This is a genomic window from Shimia sp. R11_0 (genome assembly GCF_017744035.1).
Taxonomy (GTDB): Bacteria; Pseudomonadota; Alphaproteobacteria; order Rhodobacterales; family Rhodobacteraceae; genus Shimia; species Shimia marina.
The window spans coordinates 48553-70515 of the sequence record NZ_JAGHQY010000009.1 but is presented as its reverse complement, the minus strand read 5'-3'; the positions used below and the strand labels follow the sequence as shown (position 1 = coordinate 70515).

Sequence of the window (21963 nt, the reverse complement as noted above, 5' to 3'; positions counted from 1 at the left end):
TGACATATGAAAATCGGCATCCTACTGACCGGCCACGCCCCCGAGGAGCTTAAACCCCACTACGGCGACTATATCGCGATGTTCAAAACCCTTCTCTCAGGGCAGGATTTTGAGTTTTCCGGCTATAAGGTTGTGGATGGGGAATTTCCAAATTCTGTAACAGACGCAGATGGTTGGCTGATCACAGGCTCCAAACATGGGGTCTATGAAGATCACGACTGGATCCCTCCGCTTGAGGATTTCATTCGCGAGTCAGTGACCATGAATATCCCCATGGTCGGCGTGTGTTTTGGCCATCAAATCATCGCTCAAGCCCTTGGTGGGAAAGTAGAAAAATTTGACGGCGGCTGGGCTGTAGGCCATCAGACCTACGACTTTTCCGGCACCAAACTGGCCATGAACGCATGGCATCAGGATCAGGTGGTCGAACTTGCCCCAGGCGCAACCACAATTGCCTCCAACGACTTCTGTCAACACGCCGCAATCCTATACGGTGACCGCGCATTGACTGTTCAGGCGCACCCTGAATTTTCAGCTGATTTTGTCGATGGCTTGATCAATACGCGCGGCCGTGGCGTTGTTCCTGACGAAATCCTGGAAGCCGCCATCGACCAACTTGATGAGCCCACCGCAAGCCAAACAATTGCAGATCAATTTGCAGATTTCTTCCGTCAAGAGAGGCCCCGATGACCGACTGGCTATCCCAAACCCCCGAAGCTGCCCGCGCCTATCTCGAAGGGCACCGGCTTGACGAAGTCGAATGTATCATTTCAGACCTACCCGGCATCGCCCGTGGCAAGGCCGTTCCTGCCAGCAAATTCGCCCGACAGGAATATTTCCACCTGCCAGATTCGATTTTTTATCAAACAATCACAGGGGATTGGGGAGAAGCAGCCGGCGAGGATGGCTTCATCGAAAAGGATATGATCCTACGCCCCGACTGGAGCACGGCGACTGCTGCGCCTTGGACAGGTGACTGGACGCTTCAGGTCATTCACGACGCTTTTGACACGGACGGCACCCCAGTTCCATTCAGCCCACGCAATGTTCTGAAACGGGTCGTGGATCTCTATCGCGCCAAAGGCTGGGAGCCCGTTGTCGCGCCCGAGATGGAATTCTTCCTCGTGGCCCGCAACACGGACCCGGCACAGGGCATCAAGCCAATGATGGGCCGCTCTGGCCGCCCCGCCGCGGCACGTCAGGCCTACTCCATGACTGCGGTAGATGAATTTGGTCCAGTCATCGACGACATCTATGATTTTGCCGAGGCGCAGGGATTTGAAATTGACGGCATCACGCAAGAAGGCGGCGCCGGTCAGCTCGAAATCAACATGGTGCATGGCGATCCGGTCAAACTCGCCGATGAGGTGTTTTACTTCAAACGCCTGATCCGCGAAGCTGCCCTGCGTCATGATTGTTATGCCACCTTCATGGCCAAACCCATCGAGAATGAGCCCGGCAGCGCCATGCATATCCATCACTCCGTGATCGATATCGAAACGGGCCAGAACATCTTTTCTGGTCCGCAAGGCGGCGATACGGATGCGTTTTTCCACTTTATCGCAGGCTTGCAAAATCACTTGCCCGCAGCCATCGCTGTGCTGGCACCCTATGTGAACTCATATCGGCGCTACGTGCGCGATCACGCAGCCCCCATCAACTTGGAATGGGCACGTGACAACCGCACCACCGGAATTCGTATTCCTATTTCCTCGCCCCAAGCCCGCCGGGTGGAAAACCGCATCGCGGGCATGGACTGCAACCCCTACCTTGGCATCGCAGCCTCCCTCGCCTGCGGCTATCTTGGCCTCATCGAGCAAGAGCGTCCCGACAAGCAATTTAAGGGCGACGCCTATGATGGCGAAGAAGCCATTCCCCGCATTCTTGGTGGCGCGCTGGACCTCTTTGATGAAGCCACCTCATTGCATGAAGTCCTTGGGCCTGATTTCTGCCGCGTCTACTCCATTGTAAAGCGCGCCGAATATGAAGAGTTCCTATCGGTCATTTCGCCTTGGGAACGGGAACACCTGCTGCTCAACGTGTAAGAGTATCTCTGAGAAAGCGCTCTGATGAACTTGCTATATGCCAATGATAAAAAAGGGCATTACCCTCAAAGCTGGTATGCAGCGACGACACAGCCGCTCTCTAAGTTCCCCGCCTTAACAGCGGATGTCCGCGCCGATGTTTGCGTCATCGGCGGGGGCTTCACTGGCCTGTCTGCGGCACTTCACCTTGCGCAAGCTGGTCGCAAGGTGGTGCTTCTAGAGGCGCATCGCGTTGGTTTTGGCGCGTCAGGCCGCAATGGCGGACAGCTTGGCAGCGGCCAGCGTATGGAGCAGGACGATCTCAAAACGCTCATGGGGGCGGACGATGCAGGCAAGCTCTGGGATCTGGCGGAAGACGCCAAAGACCGCGTCAAAGCGCTGATCAGCACGCATAACATCGCCTGCCATTACAAACCCGGCATTGCGCACGCAGGGTTTACGAAACGAGACGTCGCCGCCGAACATATCTATGTGGAGCACCTGCAACACCGCTACAACTACGATCAAATCCAGCCGCTTGATCAGGCCCAGATGGCGGCGCTTTGCCCCTCCCCCAAATATGTCGGCGGCTCGCTTGATATGGGCGCAGGGCATTTGCACCCTTTGGCATTTGCTCTGGGTCTGGCCAGGGCTGCGGATGAAGCGGGCGCCCTGATATATGAGACCAGTCAGGTCACGAAAATTGAGGCCGGGCCGCGGGTAACAATTCAAACCGACACCGGTAAAATCACAGCAGATCAGCTGATCTTGGCCTGCAACGGCTATCTCGGCGGGCTTGAACCCAAAGTGGCCAGCCGTGTGATGCCCATCAACAATTTTATCGCCGCCACAGAACCTCTGGGGGCGGACACCGTCAAAGTGCTGACACAGGACGTCGCGGTTGCAGATACCAAATTCGTCGTCAACTACTTCCGCCTCAGCCATGACAACCGGCTATTGTTCGGCGGTGGCGAAAGCTACGGCTATCGGTTTCCCGCTGACATCGCCGCAACCGTGCGCAAACCTATGTTGGAGATTTTCCCGCATCTTAAGGACGTGCGCATCGACTATGCTTGGGGCGGCACACTGGCAATCACCATGAAACGCATGCCCTATCTGCGCCGTCTCCGGCCCAACGTGCTGACGGCATCGGGCTATAGCGGACATGGTGTCGGCACCGCCACACATGCGGGCCAACTCATGGCCATGGCGCTATGTGGTCAAAGCGAAGGCTTTGACACAATGGCGCGCGTGCCAGCAACGCCATTTCCCGGCGGTGCCCGACTACGCAGCCCTCTCTTGGCTTTGGCCATGACATGGTATGCCATGCGAGATCGCTTGGGAGTCTGAGCGCCCCTACCCGGCTGAGCATAGTTTCGCCGGTTTTCCCATTCGTCATGAAATTTTCACACCGCGCGCGGTGTTTTAACTGGTTTGCCAACCTTCATTGTTTTATATTTTTGAAAACCCAACTTAAGAAAGTTGAAAACCATGACGCTTCCTCCCAATGTTTATGACGCCGAGCCGATCCCGGAAGCTGCGCGCGCCGAAATCGAACGCCTTCTGCAAACCGGGGATCTGTTTCGCTACACAGCGGCTGAAAATGCACCGGTTGCCCTTTTGGAAGCCGAATTTGCGGCCCTGCTGGGCAGCAAATATGCGCTGGCCGTGTCTTCCTGCTCCGCTGCGCTGTTCTTATCGTTGAAGGCTCTCGGCCTGCCGCGCGATGCAAGGGTGCTTTTGCCGGGCTTTACCTTTGCCGCCGTGCCTTCCTCTGTCGTGCACGCCGATCTGGTGCCTGTGCTCTGTGAAGTGGGCGCCAACTATCGTATCGACATCGCCGATTTTGAAAAACGCCTTCAAGACAATATTTCTGCGGTTATCATCAGTCACATGCGCGGCCATACCTCTGATATGGATGCGATCATGGCATTGTGCGAAGCACGTGATATCCCGGTGATTGAAGATGCGGCACATAGCCTTGGCACAACCTGGCATGGCCAGAACATTGGCACCATCGGCAAAGTTGGCTGCTTCTCTTTCCAGTCCTACAAGCTGGTAAACTCTGGCGAAGGGGGCATCATGATATCGGACGACCCCGATCTGATCGCCCGTGCCGTGATTATGTCTGGCGCCTATGAGCACAATTGGAAAAAGCACAAAGCGCCTGAGGGCGACAACACCGGAGAATTGGCCGAAGCTTTTGCACGGTGGCAAAATAAACTGCCGCTCTACAATTTGCGCCTCTCCAACCTCGCGGCGGCAATCATACGCCCGCAGCTGGATGAAGTGCCTCGCCGTGTGCGCGATGGCCGTGCCAACCATGATTATGTCGCCAACCTGCTCAATGCCTCTCAATGGCTGCAAGTGCCTGAAAAGCTCGCCCCGGAAGAGCGCGCGCCGGACTCCATCCAGTTCAATCTGGAAGGCATGGACAACGCACAAATCCTTGCTTTCCAAGAGGCCGCCAATGCACGCGGTGTGAAAGTGCAGGTTTTTGGACAATCCACTGACAATGCGCGTGCCTTCTGGAACTGGCAATTTGTGCCGGAAAAGCAAGAGCTTCCCCAAACCCGCGCCATGCTCATGTGTGCCTGCGACGTGCGGCTGCCTGCACGTCTCACACGTGAGGAACTGAATGTGATTGCAGACGCTCTCACAGGAGCTGCACAGGAGGTTATGGGATCACCGCGTGCCTACGGCACCTGATACGACTGCCGACGCTCAATTTGGCTTGCTTTTGCGTATTGGCCCCGGAAGGGCATGTGCAAAAGCACGCCGCCGTCACGTAGCTGAGCGCGCCTATTGCAAAACCAGAGGCTGCTGCATCCAAGCCCTAAGGGCTGCCGTGGTTGCCTCTGGCTGCTCCAAGACGGGCAGATGCCCCGCCTCTTTGATCACTTCCAGCCGCGCATAGGGGATCAACTCCGCCATAAAGCTGTGGCGCTTGGGCGGCGTTAAACCGTCATACTCACCGCATAAGACAAGCGCAGGGCATTTGCAGCGGCGCAAAACACCCTGCTGATCTGCACGCCGCTGAAGAGCGCGCGCCTGACGGATCAGAACATCAGCCCCCAGATTACGCCCCATATCTTGAACCAGCGCGAGGATCTCGTTACGTTTCACGCCGGGCGCAAGATACTCTGGCCGCATGAATCCGGCGAGCACCTCATCTAACCGACCGCTGCGCGCACCAACAATCATAGGTTCGTAAGTCGCCGCACTCGCCGGAGTTTCGGCCAGAGGGTTGGTGTCCATCAAAGCGATACGCGTTATGCGTTCAGGCGCTTTCCGAAGAATCTCCATCGCAACAATGCCCCCCATGCTCAAGCCAGCCAAGGCAAACTTTGCAGGCAAGTTTGGCAAAATGGAGGAGACGATATCGCTGATACGCTCACCTTGGGTGATGGGGGCCACCATGACAGGATGATCTTTGCCAAGTTCGGTCAACTGATGTGCATAAAGCCGCGCGTCACACATCATACCCGGCAAAAATACAATTGGTTCCTGCATCATGTTTCCCCCACCTACTATTTTCTGTAGCGCACCTTTGACACAGCCATCACTCAGGTCAACCTATGCTGGTGAATAACCCTTCCATCGAAAGCCCTCATCCTTAAATAATGCAAAAAAGAGTGGGGATTGCTCCTCTGAGATCGCCATCCATCTGAACATTGTGAGCAAAGGTACCAGGGGAGCCCCCCTCCCCAAACGTGACGCCGAGCTCCTCTGCAAGCGCAACCTTTGGAAAAAAACCAAGGCGTTAGACCAAAAAAATCAGGGGCTCGGATGCCGTCCAGCCAGGATGATCAGACTGATGAGGGGCACATTTGCCCCTTAACAGTTCTCATAAGCCAGTGATGAACTTCACAAACGCCGCCGCCGTGTCCAGCGTTTCATTGGGGGACATGATTGCCCCCGCAATCACATGGGCATTGGGATCCGCGCCTTCTTCCAAATTCTGCACAGCCAGTTCCACGGGGCCACCCCAAGCGGAGGCAACCTTTCGGGTCTGGGCGGCCTCGACAACCTTATCTTCATCGGAGAACCAGAACAAAGCTGGCAGTTTTACATCTCCAAAGTTTTGGCTCCGCACTTGCGCGACAAGAGCGGCCATTTGCAAAACAGCTGTGCTTGGATAGGACGTCGTCCAATACTTCGCCTGAGCTGCGTTCCGCGGTTCAAAAGAGAGCTCAGCACCAGCAACCATTGGCACCCAATAGCGCGCAGCCGGCCAAGTGAGCAGCCATGCAAGCGGTGAATTGATGCCAAAATTAGGGGACACAAAAATCAGCCCCTTCACATCCTTCATGACGGCCGACTGCGCTGACATAGCGGCAACAACCGTGCCACCGGTAGATGTGGCGATCACCACAATCTCCTCGCCCACATAACGCGCCACGGCCAAAGCTTCATCCACATCATTGGCCCACCCCTGAACAGTGGCTTCGTCCAAGGCTGCGCCATCCCGGCCATGTCCCTGCAATCGCGTGTAAACCAGATTGGCTCCCAAACGCTCTGCCACCAAATCTGGCACTGGGCGGATCTCTTCAGAGGTGGCCGAAAAACCGTGCACGTAGACTATAACCAAGGGCGACGGTTGGCCTTTTTCTCCAGCCCAGACAACACGTTTTTCAACGCCGGGTGTCAAATCCGCGAACCGCGCCTCTCTGGCAGTGAAATACATCTCAACATCCTCACCAATCTGAGGATCACGTACTGATGGAATGATCGAAATATCCTCGTAAGGACCAAAGACAACAAGCCCGGCAATCGCCAGAGTGAAAACACAAATACTGCGCCCTAAGAGTTTGCCAAAACGCCTCAAGCGGCACCTGTCTGCGCGTTCATCACCTCTTCGACCTTCTTCTCAATCAACGCCAGACAGGCTTCATCGGAAAATCGATGATCCTTGCTCTTTACCATAAGGAGTTGAATGTCCGTCCCTTCGGCATGATCCAAAAGACGATAGGCCACTTCGGAGCGCACGGCCTCGTCGGCTGTTCCCTGCAAAAAACGTGTCGGAAATGGCAGTGTCAAAGCCTCCCGCAAAACAAGGCGCTTGCGCCCATCTGCAATCATCCGCTTGGTGACGATATACGGGTCCATGTAATCAGAGGGCAACTCCACCTGCCCATCCTGCTCCAAGGCCGCTTTCTGCGCCTCACTGAACCCGGCCCAATAGCTGTCTTCCGTAAAATCAGGCGCAGCTGCAATTGTTACCATGCCCGCGATACGTTCCGGAATAGCTTTGGCCAAAAGCAGCGCCTGCCATCCTCCCATTGAAGATCCGACAACCACCAAAGGCCCCTGTGTCAGCGCCGTCACGGCCGCCAATGTATCTTCGTGCCAATCGCCAATGCAGCCCTCTTCAAAACGGCCGCTGCTTTCCCCGTGTCCAGAATAGTCAAACCGCAGGAAGGCCTGACCTCGCGCTTTGGCCCATGCCTCCAGGTGCACAGCCTTGGTGCCTTCCATATCGGATTTCAGCCCGCCCAAGAAAACAATGGTCGGACCAGCACTGCCACTTTTGTGATAGGCAATGCGGCGTCCCTGCGGCGTGTCATAGAATTGCGTAACGCTCATGTCGGAATTCTCTCCCTGATTTCCCCGAACCTTAGCCCTCTGTTTGCGCGGGATAAACCCCGCTTGACTTGACTTGGCCTAAGGTTCAGAAAGCGGGCGAACCATATACCCGCAACCGGGCGTTCCGTGGGCGCCAAACTGACGAGGAGCTTGAGGCTAATGGCCGAAATTTCTCTTTCTTTCCCCGATGGCAATGCACGTTCTTACGAGAGCGGCGTGACCCCTGCTGAGGTCGCAGCATCCATTTCCACCTCCCTTGGCAAAAAAGCCATCTCCGCAACCGTGGATGGACAACATTGGGACCTGCAGTGGCCGATTGATGCGGATGCGTCCATTGCGATCAACACCATCAAAGACAATGACACCGAAGCGCTGGAGCTGATCCGGCACGACTGTGCCCACATCATGGCCCGCGCCGTGCAGGAAATCTGGCCGGACGTCAAAGTCACCATCGGCCCGGTGATCGAGCACGGCTGGTACTATGACTTTGACCGCGAAGAGCCTTTCACCCCCGAAGATCTCGGCCTCATCGAAAAGAAGATGAAAGAGATCATCAACAAGCGTGAGCCTGTGACCACCGAGGTTTGGGAACGTGACCGTGCGATTGCCCACTACAAGGCCAATAATGAGCCTTACAAAGTGGAGCTGATCGACAGCATTCCGGGTGACGAGCCTCTGCGCATGTACTGGCACGGCCACTGGCAGGATCTCTGCCGCGGCCCGCACCTCGCCCACACAGGTCAGGTCCCGGCAGATGGCTTCAAGCTGATGTCCGTGGCGGGCGCCTACTGGCGTGGTGACAGTGATCGCCAGATGCTGCAACGTATCTACGGCGTGGCCTTTAAAAACAAAGAAGACCTCAAAGCCCACCTGCACATGCTGGAAGAGGCCGAAAAACGCGACCACCGCAAACTGGGCCGCGAAATGAACCTGTTCCATATGCAGGAAGAGGCACCCGGACAAATTTTCTGGCATCCAAATGGATGGCGCGTCTACACAACCTTGCAAGACTACATGCGCCGCAAACAAAGCTCTGGCGGCTACGTCGAAGTCAACACACCGCAGGTGGTGGACCGCAAGCTCTGGGAAGCCTCCGGTCACTGGGACAAGTATCAAGAAAACATGTTCATCGTCGAAGTGGACGAGGACCATGCCCGCGAAAAGGCGGTCAACGCGCTTAAGCCCATGAACTGCCCCTGCCACGTGCAGATCTTCAATCAAGGTCTGAAATCGTATCGCGATCTTCCCCTGCGAATGGCCGAATTTGGCTCCTGCGCCCGCTATGAGCCCTCAGGGGCATTGCATGGTATCATGCGTGTGCGTGGCTTTACTCAAGATGACGGACATATTTTCTGCACCGAAGATCAAATTACGTCTGAGACCAAGAAGTTCATCGACTTCCTTGCAGAAATTTACGGCGATCTTGGGTTCCATGACTGGACCATCAAGCTCTCCACACGCCCCGAAAAGCGTATCGGGTCGGAGGAAAGCTGGGATTACGCAGAAAAAGCACTTGGTGACGCCTGCAACGCGGCTGGTCACGAGTTTGAAATCCTGGAAGGCGAAGGTGCCTTTTATGGTCCAAAACTTGAATTCACTCTGACCGACGCTATCGGGCGGAACTGGCAATGTGGCACACTGCAGGTGGATCCAAACCTGCCGGAACGTCTTGATGCAACCTACATTGGCGCAGATGGCGAAAAACACCGCCCCATTATGCTACACCGCGCGACACTCGGCTCCTTTGAACGTTTCATCGGGATCTTGATCGAAGAACACGCCGGCAAACTGCCGTTCTGGCTGGCTCCGCGTCAGGTGGTCGTCGCCGCCATTGTCTCAGATGCAGATGACTACTGTCTGGAAGTGGTTGAGGCGCTCAAGGCAGCAGGCGTGCGCGCCGAAGCTGACCTGCGCAACGAAAAGATCAACTACAAAGTCCGCGAGCATTCCGTCGGCAAAGTCCCTGTGATCCTTGCCATCGGCAAAAAGGAAGTGGAAGAGCGGACGGTTTCCACCCGTCGTCTTGGGGAAAAACAAAGCAAAGTCCAGCCTTTGGACGAAATCGTGAGCCAATTGTCACAAGAGGCAACGCCACCCGATCTGGCGTAACAGCTTTTGCAACATTTCAGCAGGCGCGTTACGGGAAACCGGGCGCGCCTGTTTCATTTTAAGGGAATTCTAACCTTCCTGCGCTGGAATCTTCACGAAACCGTAACGGCTGCTAACGCATCCGTGACACACAGCCCCGTTACTGGAAGTATGCACAATTGCAGGGCTATTGTTTGGTCATGCCCCGGCGCAAACAGCTTCGCGGCGGGCCGAGTTCAACCGTATCAAAGGGAAGAGATATTATGTCCAAGACTGTCAAAACCATCGCCGTAGCAGGCGCCGTTGCCGCAGCACTGACCGCACATGCCACCACCGCATCTGCAGCAGGCAAAGAAAAATGCTATGGCGTGTCTCTGGCAGGCGCCAACGATTGTGCCGCGGGTCCAGGCACCACCTGCGCCGGCACCTCCACCGTTGACTATCAGGGAAACGCTTGGAAACTGGTTGATGCTGGCACCTGCGTAGACATAGAACTGCCCGCCCTCGCAGACGGCACACCCCGCGTCGGCTCCCTGGAAGTGCTGGATCGCGACCTGCCAAAGAGCTAAGCCTATTTGCGAAGCTCCGGCCCGTTTCGGGGCTTCGCCTTCCTGTCCCCTAAACCGACGGAATTTTGATAGACTGCTGACAGTTCAGATCTCAAACGACTCACAACTGCAGCATAAAGGACCCCCCAAATGGCTCATTCTGCCAAGACAATCTCTGTTCTAGGAGCGATTTCAGCTGCTCTTGCACTTCAGGCAGCACCTGCTGAAGCGGCCAAGAAAGAAAAGTGTTTTGGCATTTCCTTAGCCGGAAAAAATGATTGCGCAGCAGGGCCTGGCACATCTTGTGCAGGCACCTCCACTGTCGACTATCAAGGCGATGCCTGGACACTGGTTGATGAGGGCACCTGCTTGAATTTGGACCTGCCTGATATGGCAGACGGAACGCCGCGCACACCCTCCCTTGAAGCCCTGACCAGAGATTTACCTGCGTAAAGGTCCTGCCATGTTTGATGCACAACACTCTCCAGATCGCCTGCCAAACCGACCAGGCGTGGGATACAAACCACAACACTACACCAGCCTGATCGAAAATCCTGGCACCGTGGGCTGGCTGGAAATCCACGCTGAAAACTACATGGGAGATGGCGGTCGGCCGATTGCACAACTGCGCCAATTGTCAGAACGCTTTCCAATCTCAGTGCACGGCGTCGGACTGTCGATTGGCGGCGAAGGGGCACTTGATGCCGATCACCTCGCCCGCCTCAAACATCTGGTAGATTGGCTGAACCCAACTGTGTTCTCAGAGCATCTCGCATGGAGCACACATGAGGGCGCTTTTCTGAACGATTTGCTGCCCCTGCCCTACACCCAAGACACGTTGAAACGTGTGGCGGATCACATTGATCTCCTGCAGGAGACGCTGGGCCGTCAAATGATGCTCGAAAACCCCTCCAGCTATCTGGCGTTTGACGAAAGCACATGGTCAGAGCCGGATTTTCTGCGCGAAGTGTCTAATCGTACGGGCTGTGGTTTGTTGCTGGATGTAAACAACGTTTTTGTCTCCGCCACCAATCTGAACTATGATCCGAAACAATACATCGCCGACTACCCGCTTGAGAAGGTCGGAGAAATTCACCTCGGCGGCCATGATGAAGACGAAGATGATCATGGCAAACCTCTCCTCATCGACAGCCATGGTGCCCCGATTGTGGATCCGGTTTGGGCTTTGCTGGACCATACTCTGTCCCTGTCCGGCCCCCGCCCTATTCTGATCGAATGGGACACCGATGTACCGGAATGGACTGTTCTGCATGCAGAGGCCCTGCGCGCGGATAAAGCGCTGTCAAAGGTACTGTCATGACAGTCACGCAGACCACATTCCGAGATGCCATCTTTGATGGTGCGCAAGAGCGCCCTCTCGGGCTTTCTGATGCCATTGGTCAGCCCGCGGGGCGGCGTTTTGATGTGTATCGCAACAACGTGGCCGTTTCGCTCAGCGAAGCGCTCGCTACAGGCTTTCCGACCATTGCCAAATTGCTTGGCGAGGAAAATTTCAATGCCATTGCGGGAATTTTTCTGCGGCAGTTCCCGCCCACATCTCCCATGATGATTCACTACGGTGCTGACTTCCCAACTTTTCTGGAGAGCTTCGAACCTCTGGCGCATTTGGGCTATCTGGGCGATGTCGCCCGTCTGGAGCTCGGTCTGCGCCGTTCCTATCATGCCGCAGACAGCACCGGTGTGGCTCCGGAAACACTGGCCGAAATTCCACAGGATAAGCTGGTGGACATCACAGCCAATTTCGCCCCGGCCGTCTCCGTGCAGCGATCCCTCTGGCCGATCCACGCCATCTGGGCTTTCAACATGCAGGATGGCCCCAAGCCTACGGCAGTGGCACAGGATGTCCTGATCCTGCGGCCAGAATATGATCCGCTGCCCCATGTGCTGCCACCCGGCGCATATGAATGTGTCACAGCCCTTATGGCGGGTGCCAAACTTGGCACCGCCGCAGAATTTGGCACCGAGGCTGACGAAGGTTTTGATCTTGGTGCAACTCTGGGCCTTCTGCTGACCGGCAATGCCCTCACATCTTTTGACGTCCCTAGCTGACCGGAGAGTCTCATGACACGCCTTATCTCGCAATACACCGACCTTCTGGATAGGCTGAATCGCCTTGATTGGCTGGTGCCGACATTGGCTCGCCTGACTTTTGTCGCCGTCCTGTTTTTCTATTTCTGGAACTCAGCGCTGCTCAAAATTGACGGCTCAATCTTCTCCCCGTCCTCTGGAGCCTTCGGACAAATCTTCCCGAAAGCAGCCGAAGCTGTGCTTTGGGATGTGACCCAAATGAGCTTCTTTCAACGGATTGTCATTCTGGCAGGCACCGTTGCGGAATTTGTCTTGCCTGTCTTGATCGTCATCGGCCTGCTCACACGGGTCGCCGCTTTCGGGATGATTGGATTTATCATCGTACAAACCATCGTGGATGTGACAGGCCATGGCGTTGCGCTGGGTGGTTTCTTTGACAGCGCTCAAGGCCTGATTGATCAGCGTGCCATGTGGGTGCTGCTCTTCGCGGTACTCGTGTTCAAGGGCGCAGGCCCGATTTCTGTAGACGCCATCTTTGGCAAACGCGCGTCAGAATAAGGAAATCCTGACCCTCAACCCATACGAAAAGCCCGCGCAGATGCGCGGGCTTTAACGTTTTAAGCCAATTCAGCCTCAATTTCTTTCGTCCAACCTAGGAAAAATTTACCATCCTGCTCAATTAGTGGACGTTTCATCAGTGTCGGATGACGCATCAGAAGGGAGATTGGGGCCTCTGCGCGCTCATCTTCGCCTAAATTTCGCCAGGTGGTTGATCTTTTATTCACCAATGAGTCTTGAAATTGCTCATATGCGAAATTTAGAATTTCTTCGGGAACACCCGTATTTCGTACATCTACAAAATCCACCTCTCCTAAAGATTTCATAGCCTTACGGCAGGTATCGCAGTTCTTTAGACCATAGACGATCGTCATCTTTCTCACTCCTAGTCAGCGCCCTAGACGGCATAGCCGAGTTGATTTTAAATTTCACTGCGGTTTTGCTTGATTTTTGACAAGAGCGTGCAATCCTTTGAAGGGTGCATTGGTTTCAACAATCCGCTTCATGCACGCGGGAAAAGAGATTTTTGTTCCTCCGGGATTTTGTCCCCGGATAGACTAAAATGAATATAGAGGAGAACGGTATGCCACGCGGTACCGTAAAATGGTTTAACACCACCAAAGGCTTTGGTTTCATTGAGCCGGAAGAAGGCGGAAAAGATGTATTTGTACATATTTCCGTTGTGGAACGGTCCGGCCTTAAGGGCCTGTCCGACAATCAAAAAGTCGAGTTTGAAATGACCCAAGGGCGAGATGGCCGGGACATGGCCGGCGAACTCAAACTGCTTTGATGGGAATGGGGCGCAATTACGCGCCCCTTTCCTTTTCACACTTGAGACGCCGTCAGACCAAGGGCAATGCTCAATAGGATTAGGAGCACCCCTTGGCGCCCGGAGGGCAGCTTGAATGACGATACGCTGAACGTCCGGCTCGATTAACATAGGGCTCTGATGTGTTAGCTGTGCCACAGCAAATCACTCCGCCCACTGTAATCGGCTCCAACCCGTATGGGCAGTAGTTTTCCCGTGCGGGATAAGGATGCAACAAAACTCCCTCAGGCTGATTGACAGGACCAATTTGCGGAGCATTCGAGCTCCAGTTTTGCGCATGGCCCGGTGCAGACAGGGTAACAAAGGCCGTAGCGGCCATAAGAAAAAAGCGCGTCATGAGACATGAGCTCCGGTGATAGCAATAACTTGGTTAATGAAAATCACCCTAGGACCAGCACGCGATGCCTGTCAAATACACGAGTAGAGACAAACCGTTTCTCAACGAACTGTCTCAGCGCCGAATGTACTCGCAGACCTCACACGGTATCTGAGCGCCCTCTAAAGGCCGCCGCGAAATCACATCCCAGTTTTTGGTGTCGAAATCCGGGAAAAATGTATCGGCACCGCCCACTTTCATAGCAACTTCCGTGATCAGCAGCCGATGTGCGATATCCAGCATTTCGCGGTAAATCCCTGCCCCTCCAATGCCGTAGATCCGATCGTAACCCTGCGCAGTCGCAAGTGCCACCGCATCTGCAACCGATGGCGTGACACATTCTGCAACATCGGGTTGCGACGACACGACGATGTTTAGGCGCTTGGGCAACGGCTTCACCGGCAGGCTATCCCAGGTATTCCGCCCCATAATCAGTGCGCCACCAAGGGTTTCGCGCTGAAAAGTCTTCAGATCCTCAGGAATGTGCCAAGGAATATCGCCATCCCGACCAATTGCCCCACTTTCGGCGCGCGCAACAACCAGTGTAATCATGCCTTACACCGCCACCGGGGCCGGTATTCCGGGGTCAGGATCATATCCAACAATCTCAAAATCCTCATAGGTAAAGTCAAAAATCGAAGGCACCTGTCGCTTGATTTTCAACTCTGGCAAAGCCTTTGGGCTACGTGAAAGCTGGAGCTGCACCTGCTCCATATGGTTGGAGTAGATATGTGCATCCCCGATGGAATGCACGAAATCCCCCACTTCATAGCCAGTGACATGTGCCAACATATGCTGCAAAAGCGCATAAGATGCGATGTTGAATGGCACTCCAAGAAACATGTCCGCAGAACGTTGATAAAGCTGCAGGTGCAGCTTGTTGTTCAAAACCCGGACCTGCCACATCGTATGACAAGGTGGCAGCGCCATGTTCGGCACATCCACCGGGTTCCAGGCACTCACAATCAGGCGACGGCTGTCAGGCGTGGTTTTGATCATCTCAACCAGCGTCTCGATTTGGTCAACTCCACCAAAATCGCGCCATTGCTTACCATAGACCGGCCCGAGATCCCCATTTTCATCGGCCCATTCATCCCAGATGGTGACCCGATTGTCCTGCAGATACTTGATGTTCGTATCCCCTGCGAGGAACCAAAGCAGCTCGTGAATGATCCCACGCAAGTAGAGCTTCTTGGTGGTCACCAAAGGAAAACCTTCCGAAGATGGATAGCGCGCCTGTAGACCAAAGTAGGAGATCGTCCCGGTGCCCGTACGATCTGTTGATCGTTCTCCGTGCTCCAGAATGGTGCTCAAAGCATCATGATATTGCTGCACTTAGCACCTCTTTCTCAACTGCGCGGCCTTTCTTACCTGAACAAATATCAGTCTGCACGACTTATTCCACCATTTCTTGAGGCGATGTCTTCCGCAGCAAAGCCAGAAAACAACAACAAACACATGCCCCTCTTTCGCAAGCGATCAAATGTTTGCCCCGCACCGAAGGCTCTGGCCAACGTTGGCGCTAACTGGTCTTATATGGCGAAACGAGTCAAAGGAAACCAACATGCACGTGAAATACCTTCACACAATGGTCCGGGTTGCGGATCTGGAGACCTCAATGGCGTTTTATGCGCTGTTCGGCCTCAAAGAAATCAAGCGCTATGACAGCGAAGAAGGCCGCTTCTCTCTGGTGTATTTGGCCGCAGATGGCGATCACGACGCGCCACTTGAACTCACCTACAATTGGGATGGGGATGAAGGCTTGCCATCTGACAGCCGACACTTCGGTCACCTTGCCTATGAAGTCGGCAACATTTACGAAATGTGTCAGCATCTCGCCGACAACGGGGTTGTTATCAATCGCCCACCGCGCGATGGCCGCATGGCTTTTGTGCGGTCCCCTGACAACATTTCGATCGAGTTGCTGCAACAGGGCGATGCCCTACCTCCCGCTGAACCTTGGGTCAGCATGGAGAGTACCGGTCATTGGTGATGCCTAGCACAAGCTGCCATTGATCCAGGAGAGCCCGTTGAGGGCTGCGAACTGTGATGCAGCGCAAGCTTGCAAGGGTAATTTCTGTGTTTGCCTCAAAGCAAATCTCGCCCCCAAAGATGCGTGCGGGGCTTCGGGAACGGCTGAAGCTCTAAAGCTTACAAAACATACAGAATGACAAACGGAAACGGCGCGCCTTGCCCCTTCTGTGGGCGGGCGCGCAAAAGCTACGGAATCCCCGTTCTAGGGTGTCCGGGCGACCTTAGTAAATGTATCGGATCTGGTCGGTCCAATAGCGCTCAACACGGCGCAACGCGTGGGTGATCTGCTCAATACCGTCTTCTCCGAGCACACCTTTGGCCTGCAACCCTTCCGCATGGCGGGCAAATAGGGCGGAAATCACGTCACGGATCTCACGACCGCGATCGGTGAGACGCACGCGTACAGACCGGCGATCAATCTCGCAGCGTTGATGATGCATGTAGCCTGCATCCACAAGTTTCTTGAGGTTGTAGCTCACATTAGAGCCCTGATAGTATCCGCGTGTTTTCAGTTCGCCTGCGGTCACTTCATTGTCGCCGATATTGAACAACAGCAGCGCCTGCACTGCGTTGATCTCTATCACACCAACCCGCTCGAACTCATCCTTGATCACATCCAGCAAAAGCCGGTGAAGACGCTCAACAAGCGCCAACGAGTCCAGATAGTCAGCCATGAACGACTGCTCTGTCCCGTTTTCCATTGATGAATGAAAGCTCATTCTTTTACTCCGTCAGCTTATCTAAGGAACAAGACTGACGGAAAAAGCCCAACAATAGGTTAAACCATCCAAAAGACGTCACAAATTCGCGTCAATTTGGCCCGCTGATCGTCGTAGAAATGCGCGAAATCAATCCATCATAGGCATCAGGGGCGGGCTTTTGCCCCGTAACCCATTGATATAAATCCTGATCATTTTCATGCAGAAGAGCATCATACAGATCCAGAGTCTTTGCATCCATTTCTGCTAGGTTTTCATCGGCAAAACGCGCCAGAATGATATCCATTTCTTTTATGCCACGGCGCATCGAACGCATTTTCATCCGCTTGAGACGATTCTCGTAAGTTTCCTGCGGCTGGGACTGGGACAGATCAGACATGTTCAAACCTTTTTGCGCAGCGACTTTTCCAGCCGTGCCAAACGCTCAAGATCGCGCTTCATACTCATGCGAATATTGCGAATTTCCGTCATGATGGCAACCAGACCGGCCTCTGACATGTCGCTCTCATCCGAAAGATCAACACCGTCACCATCTCCGGTCAAAAGCCATCCCACCGTCACATTCAAAAGCCCTGCCATCATGGACAACCTGTTGGCGCGCGGCTCGCTCAGGTCTTCTTCCCAAGCGATGATGGTACTTTTCTTGACGCCAAGCCGTTTGGCGAACTCACCAGGCTTGAGCCCGGCTGCTTCCCGTGCTGCCGCAAGGCGATCGCCGAAGGTCGCAACGTCGCCTCCGTACCAATAGTCTTCAGAAAGCGCCTGTTCCGGCATCTCTTCTACTTGATCTTGGGGCATTTTCGGCTCTCCGGCGCTTCTTTCTTGAACGGCATTCCCGCGCACCCTAAGACATGAGAGCACCGATTACAAACGAGGCCCTGATTATGTCTTTCCTGTCCAACACACTTTCCCGCGTGAAGCCCTCTCCAACCATCGCGATGACAGCAAAGACCGCCGAACTGAAGGCGGCCGGGCGCGACGTGATTGGCCTCAGCGCAGGCGAACCGGACTTTGATACGCCGCAGAACATTAAAGACGCTGCCGTTGCGGCAATTGCTGCTGGTAAGACAAAATACACTGCGCCGGACGGTATTCCGGAATTGAAGCGGGCAATCTGCGCAAAACTAAAACGCGATAACAGCTTGGAATACGCACCTGCACAAATCTCGGTTGGTACAGGCGGGAAGCAGACGCTTTACAATGCCCTCATGGCAACGCTGAATGAGGGAGATGAAGTTGTCATACCTGCGCCCTACTGGGTCAGCTACCCCGATATGGTGCTTCTCGCCGGGGGGACGCCCGTGATTGCAGAAACCTCGCTGCAGACCAACTTCAAGCTGACGGCAGATCAACTTGAAGCAGCCATCACGCCCAAAACCAAATGGTTCATCTTCAACTCCCCGTCTAATCCAACAGGGGCGGGCTACTCACGCGAAGAGCTCAAACAACTCACCGATGTGCTGATGCGCCACCCTCATGTCTGGATCATGACGGACGATATGTACGAGCATCTCGCTTATGACGGCTTTGAGTTCTGCACACCTGCCGAAATCGAGCCGCGCCTCTATGAGCGCACCCTGACATGCAATGGCGTGTCGAAAGCATATTCGATGACAGGCTGGCGCATTGGCTATGCGGCGGGCCCCGTGGAGCTCATCGCGGCGATGCGCAAAGTCCAGAGTCAAAGTACATCGAATCCTTGTTCCATCAGCCAATGGGCGGCGGTAGAAGCTCTGAACGGGACACAAGACTTTCTGGCTCCCAACAATGAGACGTTCAAGCGGCGTCGTGACCTCGTCGTTGACATGCTCGGCACAATAGACGGGATTTCCTGCCCCACACCAGAGGGCGCTTTCTACGTATATCCCTCTATTGCTGGTTTGATCGGGAAGAAAACACCCAAAGGCACCGTGATCGACAGCGACGAAGCTTTTGCCAATGCCCTGCTCGAGGAGGCTGATGTGGCCGTTGTATTCGGGGCAGCCTTCGGTCTTTCTCCGAACTTCCGAGTAAGCTACGCTACATCAGACGAAGCACTCAAAACTGCCTGCGAACGCATTCAGGCTTTCTGTGCATCCCTAACCTAATACCGGACCATGAGGACTTCATCATGAGTGGCGACCTGCCAGATTACTACTTCCGGGTACGGGAAAATGGCGCAATGGTGTTTCGCGTTGACACCCAAAATCGCCATCGTCGTATTGAGATGGATCAGATCGCCGTGGTGAACGTCAAAAATGGTGACGTAAAACCGCAAGGGGATCGCAAACTCTCGGCAGAAGACCAAACGGCAATTCAGGATTGGATGGAGGAGCGGCGCGCCTTGCTTGCGCGCCGTGACATTGACGACATCCTGCGCACGGTGGATCACCTCAATCTGACGGCGCAATGGGCACAGTCCAAGGCAACACCTGAGCAGCTCGAAGACGTCACCGATGCCCTTTTACTGACGATGCACGATCTCAGATCCGTATTGGTCCGAAAGAAGGCCGATCGGCTTCTGAAGGGAAAATAGCACGCCCTTTTCGTCGCAGTCTTAGCCGCTTTTTCCTTCGGCAAAGCGCTTGCGCAGACGGCTCAGATCCGTGATCCAGAACCGTGCCATCAACAAAATGGCCGCCGCAGTCAGACCGACCACTAGCCCCAGCCAGACCCCCTGCCCGTCCAGCCCGACCACAAAGCCGAGCACATAGGCGCACGGCACGCCGATGATCCAGTAGCTCACCGCAGCAATCACCATCGGACCACGTGTGTCCTGCACCCCCCGCAACAATCCCAAGGCCATGACCTGCGCGCCGTCGACCACCTGAAACAGGGCCGCAGTATAAAGCAACCCGACACCAATCGCGAGAATGGCCTCCCGCTGTGTTTCTTCAGGATCAATGAACAACCCAAGCAGTTGTTCAGGAAACAGCAAGAATAGCGTCACAGCGATAAATGCGATCGAAAGTGACATGACGATCGCAACCCACGCGCCACGCGCCATATGATCAGCATCTTTTCGTCCCAGCGCATTCCCGGCCCGCACAGTTGCCGCATTGGACAAACCGAGATGTACCATGAAGGCCAGGCTGGCCAATTGCAGGGCAATGCCATGTGCCGCCAGAGGAATGGTGCCCAGCCACCCCATCATCAAAGACGAGGCCGCAAACAAGCCCACCTCTGCCAAATTGGTCAAACCAATCGGCAGACCAAGGCGAAAAACCTGCGCAAAGACTTCCCAATCAGGACGCCAGATCCGTGCAAACAGCACATGTTGAGGCAAAGCGCGCACCGCGTAAAGGATCACACCTGCCAGCGACACAAACTGCACAATTATGGAGGCAATCGCCGCACCACGCACGCCCATTTCAGGCAGCCCCCAATTGCCAAAGATCAAACCGTAATTGACAACAACATTCACAGGCACAGCAGCAAGTGTGACCCAGAACACAACGCTGGTATGCTCAAGCGCAGCCAAATAGGACTTCAACACCATCACCAAAAGCGCCGGGATCAAACCCAGCCCAGCGATACGCAAATAAGCCTGTGCAAGCTCGGCCACTTCCGGTTCTTGTTGCACCCCAAGGAGGATCGGTTGTGACAAGAAGAAAAGGGGTTGCACAACCACGCCGAAGATCAACGACAGCCACAGCCCCATGCGCGTCACCCGACGCAAAGCCTGCTCATCACCTTCAGCATCCGCTTCCGCAACCAAAGGCATCACAGCAATTGCAAAGCCAGACCCAAGGATAAAGATCACAAAGAAAAATGTGCTGCCCAGCACAACCGCAGCCAGAGACTCAACCGAATACCAGCCCAACATAATTGTGTCCGTCAGCCCGATGGCAAACTGAGCAACATGCCCACCAATCAGGGGCAGCCCGAGACGCAACAAGGCCCGTACATGATCTGCGGTGGGCATCGGCGTCGGCTTGAAGTTCTGTTCTGGCGTGTTCATACGTCAGCCTTATGCCTGTTATTTGAACAGAGCAAGAGAGCTGTTGAACATGTTCAATGTTATCACATGTATCGACTGGCCATCACGTCATGCGCCAACGCGGTTGAAATCACCGAACATTACCAGGCAGCCAAAGCTTTATAGCTTTGCCTGCCTTTGCGTAATCAAACCACTCAGCGAACTTTTCTGCTGTCTGGATGCAATGCAGAGCCCAGAATGTGCTCTGACTGGTGAATCACATGGCTGGCCGTATTTACAATCAAAGGATCCGCAGGCTGTGCGACATCAAGATCCTTGCCCGGATAGTCCAATGTGCTCAAGAAATGGCGCATACAGTTCAAACGCGCGCGCTTCTTATCGTTGGATTTGATCACGGTCCAAGGCGCATCCGCTGTGTCTGTATAGAAGAACATCGCCTCTTTGGCTTCGGTGTAGTCATCCCATTTGGAGAGCGACGCCTTATCAATGGGGCTCAGTTTCCACTGCTTCAAAGGATCGGTCTCACGGGATTTGAACCGGCGTGCTTGCTCGTCTTGCGTGACCGAGAACCAATATTTGTAAAGACGGATCCCAGAGCGCACCAGCATCCGCTCAAGCTCAGGTGTCTGGCGCATAAACTCCAGATACTCACCAGGTTCACAGAACCCCATGACCCGCTCAACACCGGCCCGATTGTACCAGCTGCGGTCATACAGGACCATTTCGCCAGCAGTCGGCAGGTGATCAATATAGCGCTGGAAGTACCACTGACCACGCTCTTCATCGGTTGGCTTGTTCAACGCAACAACCCGAGCGTTACGAGGATTCAAATGCTCGGTAAAACGCTTGATCGTTCCACCTTTACCGGCCGCGTCGCGCCCCTCAAAAAGCATGACAAACTTCTGACCAGTCTCCTGAGCCCACAACTGTACCTTGAGCAGTTCGGCCTGTAACTTGGCCTTTTCCGCTTCATAGGCACGGCGCGACAGTTTCTTTGCATAGGGATACTCGCCCTTCTCAAAAGAGCGACGCAGCTCCTCAGCCGTCACATTGCGAGAAGAGGCCGGCGCACTGTCTTTGACAGCTGTATCTACGGTGTCCTGTACCTCCGCTGTGGTCTCAACTTTCTGCTCCATCATCGCGGCTTCGGTAGGTGTGGTCATATGCGTCTCCTGATTACAAAGGTGTTTGACCTGCACGTAACACCACCGCCCACAACGTGCCTTGATACAC

25 protein-coding genes are annotated in these 21963 nt (G+C 54.6%); 14 read left to right on the top strand and 11 right to left on the bottom strand.

From position 1 onward, the window contains the following. The first annotated feature begins 6 nt into the window (after positions 1–6). The 4 genes from J7382_RS16870 to J7382_RS16855 all read left to right on the top strand — a co-directional run bounded on the left by J7382_RS16870 (position 7) and on the right by J7382_RS16855 (position 4733). Positions 7–690, top strand: coding sequence for a type 1 glutamine amidotransferase (locus J7382_RS16870; RefSeq protein WP_209070171.1), 684 nt, complete (start codon positions 7–9; stop codon positions 688–690). Beyond that, positions 687–2045 (top strand): glutamine synthetase family protein, encoded by a 1359-nt coding sequence (locus J7382_RS16865; protein WP_209070170.1) that lies wholly within the window; start codon positions 687–689, stop codon positions 2043–2045. Before J7382_RS16870 ends, J7382_RS16865 begins: the two co-directional genes overlap by 4 nt. A 24-nt stretch (positions 2046–2069) precedes the next feature. After that, complete coding sequence (locus J7382_RS16860) at positions 2070–3374, top strand: FAD-binding oxidoreductase (protein ID WP_209070169.1); 1305 nt, start codon at positions 2070–2072, stop codon at positions 3372–3374. A 141-nt stretch (positions 3375–3515) separates the two neighbouring features. Continuing rightward, positions 3516–4733: a DegT/DnrJ/EryC1/StrS family aminotransferase gene (locus J7382_RS16855; protein ID WP_209070168.1), complete on the top strand. Its 1218-nt coding sequence runs from the start codon at positions 3516–3518 to the stop codon at positions 4731–4733. A gap of 93 nt (positions 4734–4826) precedes the next feature. Here J7382_RS16855 and J7382_RS16850 read toward each other — a convergent pair whose 3' ends face one another. The 3 genes from J7382_RS16850 to J7382_RS16840 all read right to left on the bottom strand — a co-directional run bounded on the left by J7382_RS16850 (position 4827) and on the right by J7382_RS16840 (position 7610). Next, on the bottom strand, positions 4827–5540 hold the full coding sequence (locus J7382_RS16850; protein ID WP_209070167.1) for an alpha/beta fold hydrolase: 714 nt from the start codon (positions 5538–5540) through the stop codon (positions 4827–4829). Positions 5541–5871: 331 nt separating this feature from the next. Further along, positions 5872–6852 carry an alpha/beta fold hydrolase gene (locus J7382_RS16845; protein ID WP_209070166.1) on the bottom strand — a complete coding sequence of 327 codons (981 nt, stop codon included), beginning with the start codon at positions 6850–6852 and terminating at the stop codon, positions 5872–5874. Beyond that, positions 6849–7610: an alpha/beta hydrolase gene (locus tag J7382_RS16840; protein WP_209070165.1), complete on the bottom strand. Its 762-nt coding sequence runs from the start codon at positions 7608–7610 to the stop codon at positions 6849–6851. The genes J7382_RS16845 and J7382_RS16840 overlap by 4 nt, the downstream gene beginning before the upstream one ends. Positions 7611–7769: 159 nt before the next feature. Between J7382_RS16840 and thrS the strand changes: the two genes are divergently transcribed. The 6 genes from thrS to J7382_RS16810 all read left to right on the top strand — a co-directional run bounded on the left by thrS (position 7770) and on the right by J7382_RS16810 (position 12853). After that, positions 7770–9719: a threonine--tRNA ligase gene (gene thrS / locus J7382_RS16835; RefSeq protein WP_209070164.1), complete on the top strand. Its 1950-nt coding sequence runs from the start codon at positions 7770–7772 to the stop codon at positions 9717–9719. A gap of 242 nt (positions 9720–9961) precedes the next feature. Continuing rightward, entirely contained in the window at positions 9962–10267 is a 306-nt protein-coding gene (locus J7382_RS16830; protein WP_209070163.1) for a DUF2282 domain-containing protein, read from the top strand. Positions 10268–10396: 129 nt separating this feature from the next. Beyond that, entirely contained in the window at positions 10397–10699 is a 303-nt protein-coding gene (locus J7382_RS16825; RefSeq protein ID WP_058240523.1) for a DUF2282 domain-containing protein, read from the top strand. Between the two features lie 10 nt (positions 10700–10709). Continuing rightward, the gene (locus tag J7382_RS16820) at positions 10710–11567 is read left to right on the top strand and encodes a DUF692 domain-containing protein (RefSeq protein ID WP_209070162.1); all 858 of its coding nucleotides are present in this window, start codon (positions 10710–10712) and stop codon (positions 11565–11567) included. Further along, positions 11564–12316, top strand: a complete 753-nt coding sequence (locus tag J7382_RS16815; protein WP_209070161.1) for a DNA-binding domain-containing protein — start codon at positions 11564–11566, stop codon at positions 12314–12316. Before J7382_RS16820 ends, J7382_RS16815 begins: the two co-directional genes overlap by 4 nt. A 12-nt stretch (positions 12317–12328) precedes the next feature. Continuing rightward, on the top strand, positions 12329–12853 hold the full coding sequence (locus J7382_RS16810; RefSeq protein WP_209070160.1) for a DoxX family protein: 525 nt from the start codon (positions 12329–12331) through the stop codon (positions 12851–12853). Positions 12854–12912: 59 nt separating this feature from the next. On the opposite strand, the gene J7382_RS16805 is transcribed toward J7382_RS16810, so the two are convergent. Next, positions 12913–13227 (bottom strand): ArsC/Spx/MgsR family protein, encoded by a 315-nt coding sequence (locus J7382_RS16805; protein ID WP_209070159.1) that lies wholly within the window; start codon positions 13225–13227, stop codon positions 12913–12915. Positions 13228–13436: 209 nt separating this feature from the next. Between J7382_RS16805 and J7382_RS16800 the strand changes: the two genes are divergently transcribed. Then, a complete protein-coding gene (locus J7382_RS16800; protein WP_058240518.1) occupies positions 13437–13643 on the top strand; it encodes a cold-shock protein in 207 nt (68 codons plus the stop codon). A 490-nt stretch (positions 13644–14133) separates the two neighbouring features. Here J7382_RS16800 and J7382_RS16795 read toward each other — a convergent pair whose 3' ends face one another. Continuing rightward, complete coding sequence (locus J7382_RS16795; RefSeq protein ID WP_209070158.1) at positions 14134–14610, bottom strand: dihydrofolate reductase; 477 nt, start codon at positions 14608–14610, stop codon at positions 14134–14136. Positions 14611–14613: 3 nt separating this feature from the next. Further along, a complete protein-coding gene (locus J7382_RS16790; RefSeq protein ID WP_209070157.1) occupies positions 14614–15393 on the bottom strand; it encodes a thymidylate synthase in 780 nt (259 codons plus the stop codon). Between the two features lie 229 nt (positions 15394–15622). Between J7382_RS16790 and J7382_RS16785 the strand changes: the two genes are divergently transcribed. Next, entirely contained in the window at positions 15623–16051 is a 429-nt protein-coding gene (locus J7382_RS16785; RefSeq protein ID WP_209070156.1) for a VOC family protein, read from the top strand. 262 nt (positions 16052–16313) lie between these two features. Here J7382_RS16785 and J7382_RS16780 read toward each other — a convergent pair whose 3' ends face one another. From J7382_RS16780 to J7382_RS16770, 3 genes are all read right to left on the bottom strand, one after another. After that, on the bottom strand, positions 16314–16811 hold the full coding sequence (locus J7382_RS16780; RefSeq protein ID WP_188128099.1) for a winged helix DNA-binding protein: 498 nt from the start codon (positions 16809–16811) through the stop codon (positions 16314–16316). A 91-nt stretch (positions 16812–16902) separates the two neighbouring features. Further along, positions 16903–17190, bottom strand: coding sequence for a succinate dehydrogenase assembly factor 2 (locus tag J7382_RS16775; RefSeq protein ID WP_209070155.1), 288 nt, complete (start codon positions 17188–17190; stop codon positions 16903–16905). A 2-nt stretch (positions 17191–17192) separates the two neighbouring features. Further along, the gene (locus J7382_RS16770; RefSeq protein WP_247745079.1) at positions 17193–17609 is read right to left on the bottom strand and encodes a helix-turn-helix transcriptional regulator; all 417 of its coding nucleotides are present in this window, start codon (positions 17607–17609) and stop codon (positions 17193–17195) included. Between the two features lie 86 nt (positions 17610–17695). Between J7382_RS16770 and J7382_RS16765 the strand changes: the two genes are divergently transcribed. Then, positions 17696–18898, top strand: a complete 1203-nt coding sequence (locus J7382_RS16765) for a pyridoxal phosphate-dependent aminotransferase (RefSeq protein WP_209070154.1) — start codon at positions 17696–17698, stop codon at positions 18896–18898. Between the two features lie 23 nt (positions 18899–18921). After that, positions 18922–19326 (top strand): hypothetical protein, encoded by a 405-nt coding sequence (locus J7382_RS16760; protein ID WP_209070153.1) that lies wholly within the window; start codon positions 18922–18924, stop codon positions 19324–19326. A gap of 21 nt (positions 19327–19347) precedes the next feature. Here the strand turns inward: J7382_RS16760 and J7382_RS16755 are convergent, their stop codons facing one another. Beyond that, entirely contained in the window at positions 19348–20751 is a 1404-nt protein-coding gene (locus J7382_RS16755) for an MATE family efflux transporter (RefSeq protein ID WP_247745078.1), read from the bottom strand. A 173-nt stretch (positions 20752–20924) separates the two neighbouring features. After that, entirely contained in the window at positions 20925–21893 is a 969-nt protein-coding gene (gene ppk2 / locus J7382_RS16750; RefSeq protein WP_247745077.1) for a polyphosphate kinase 2, read from the bottom strand. Between the last annotated feature and the right edge of the window lie 70 nt (positions 21894–21963).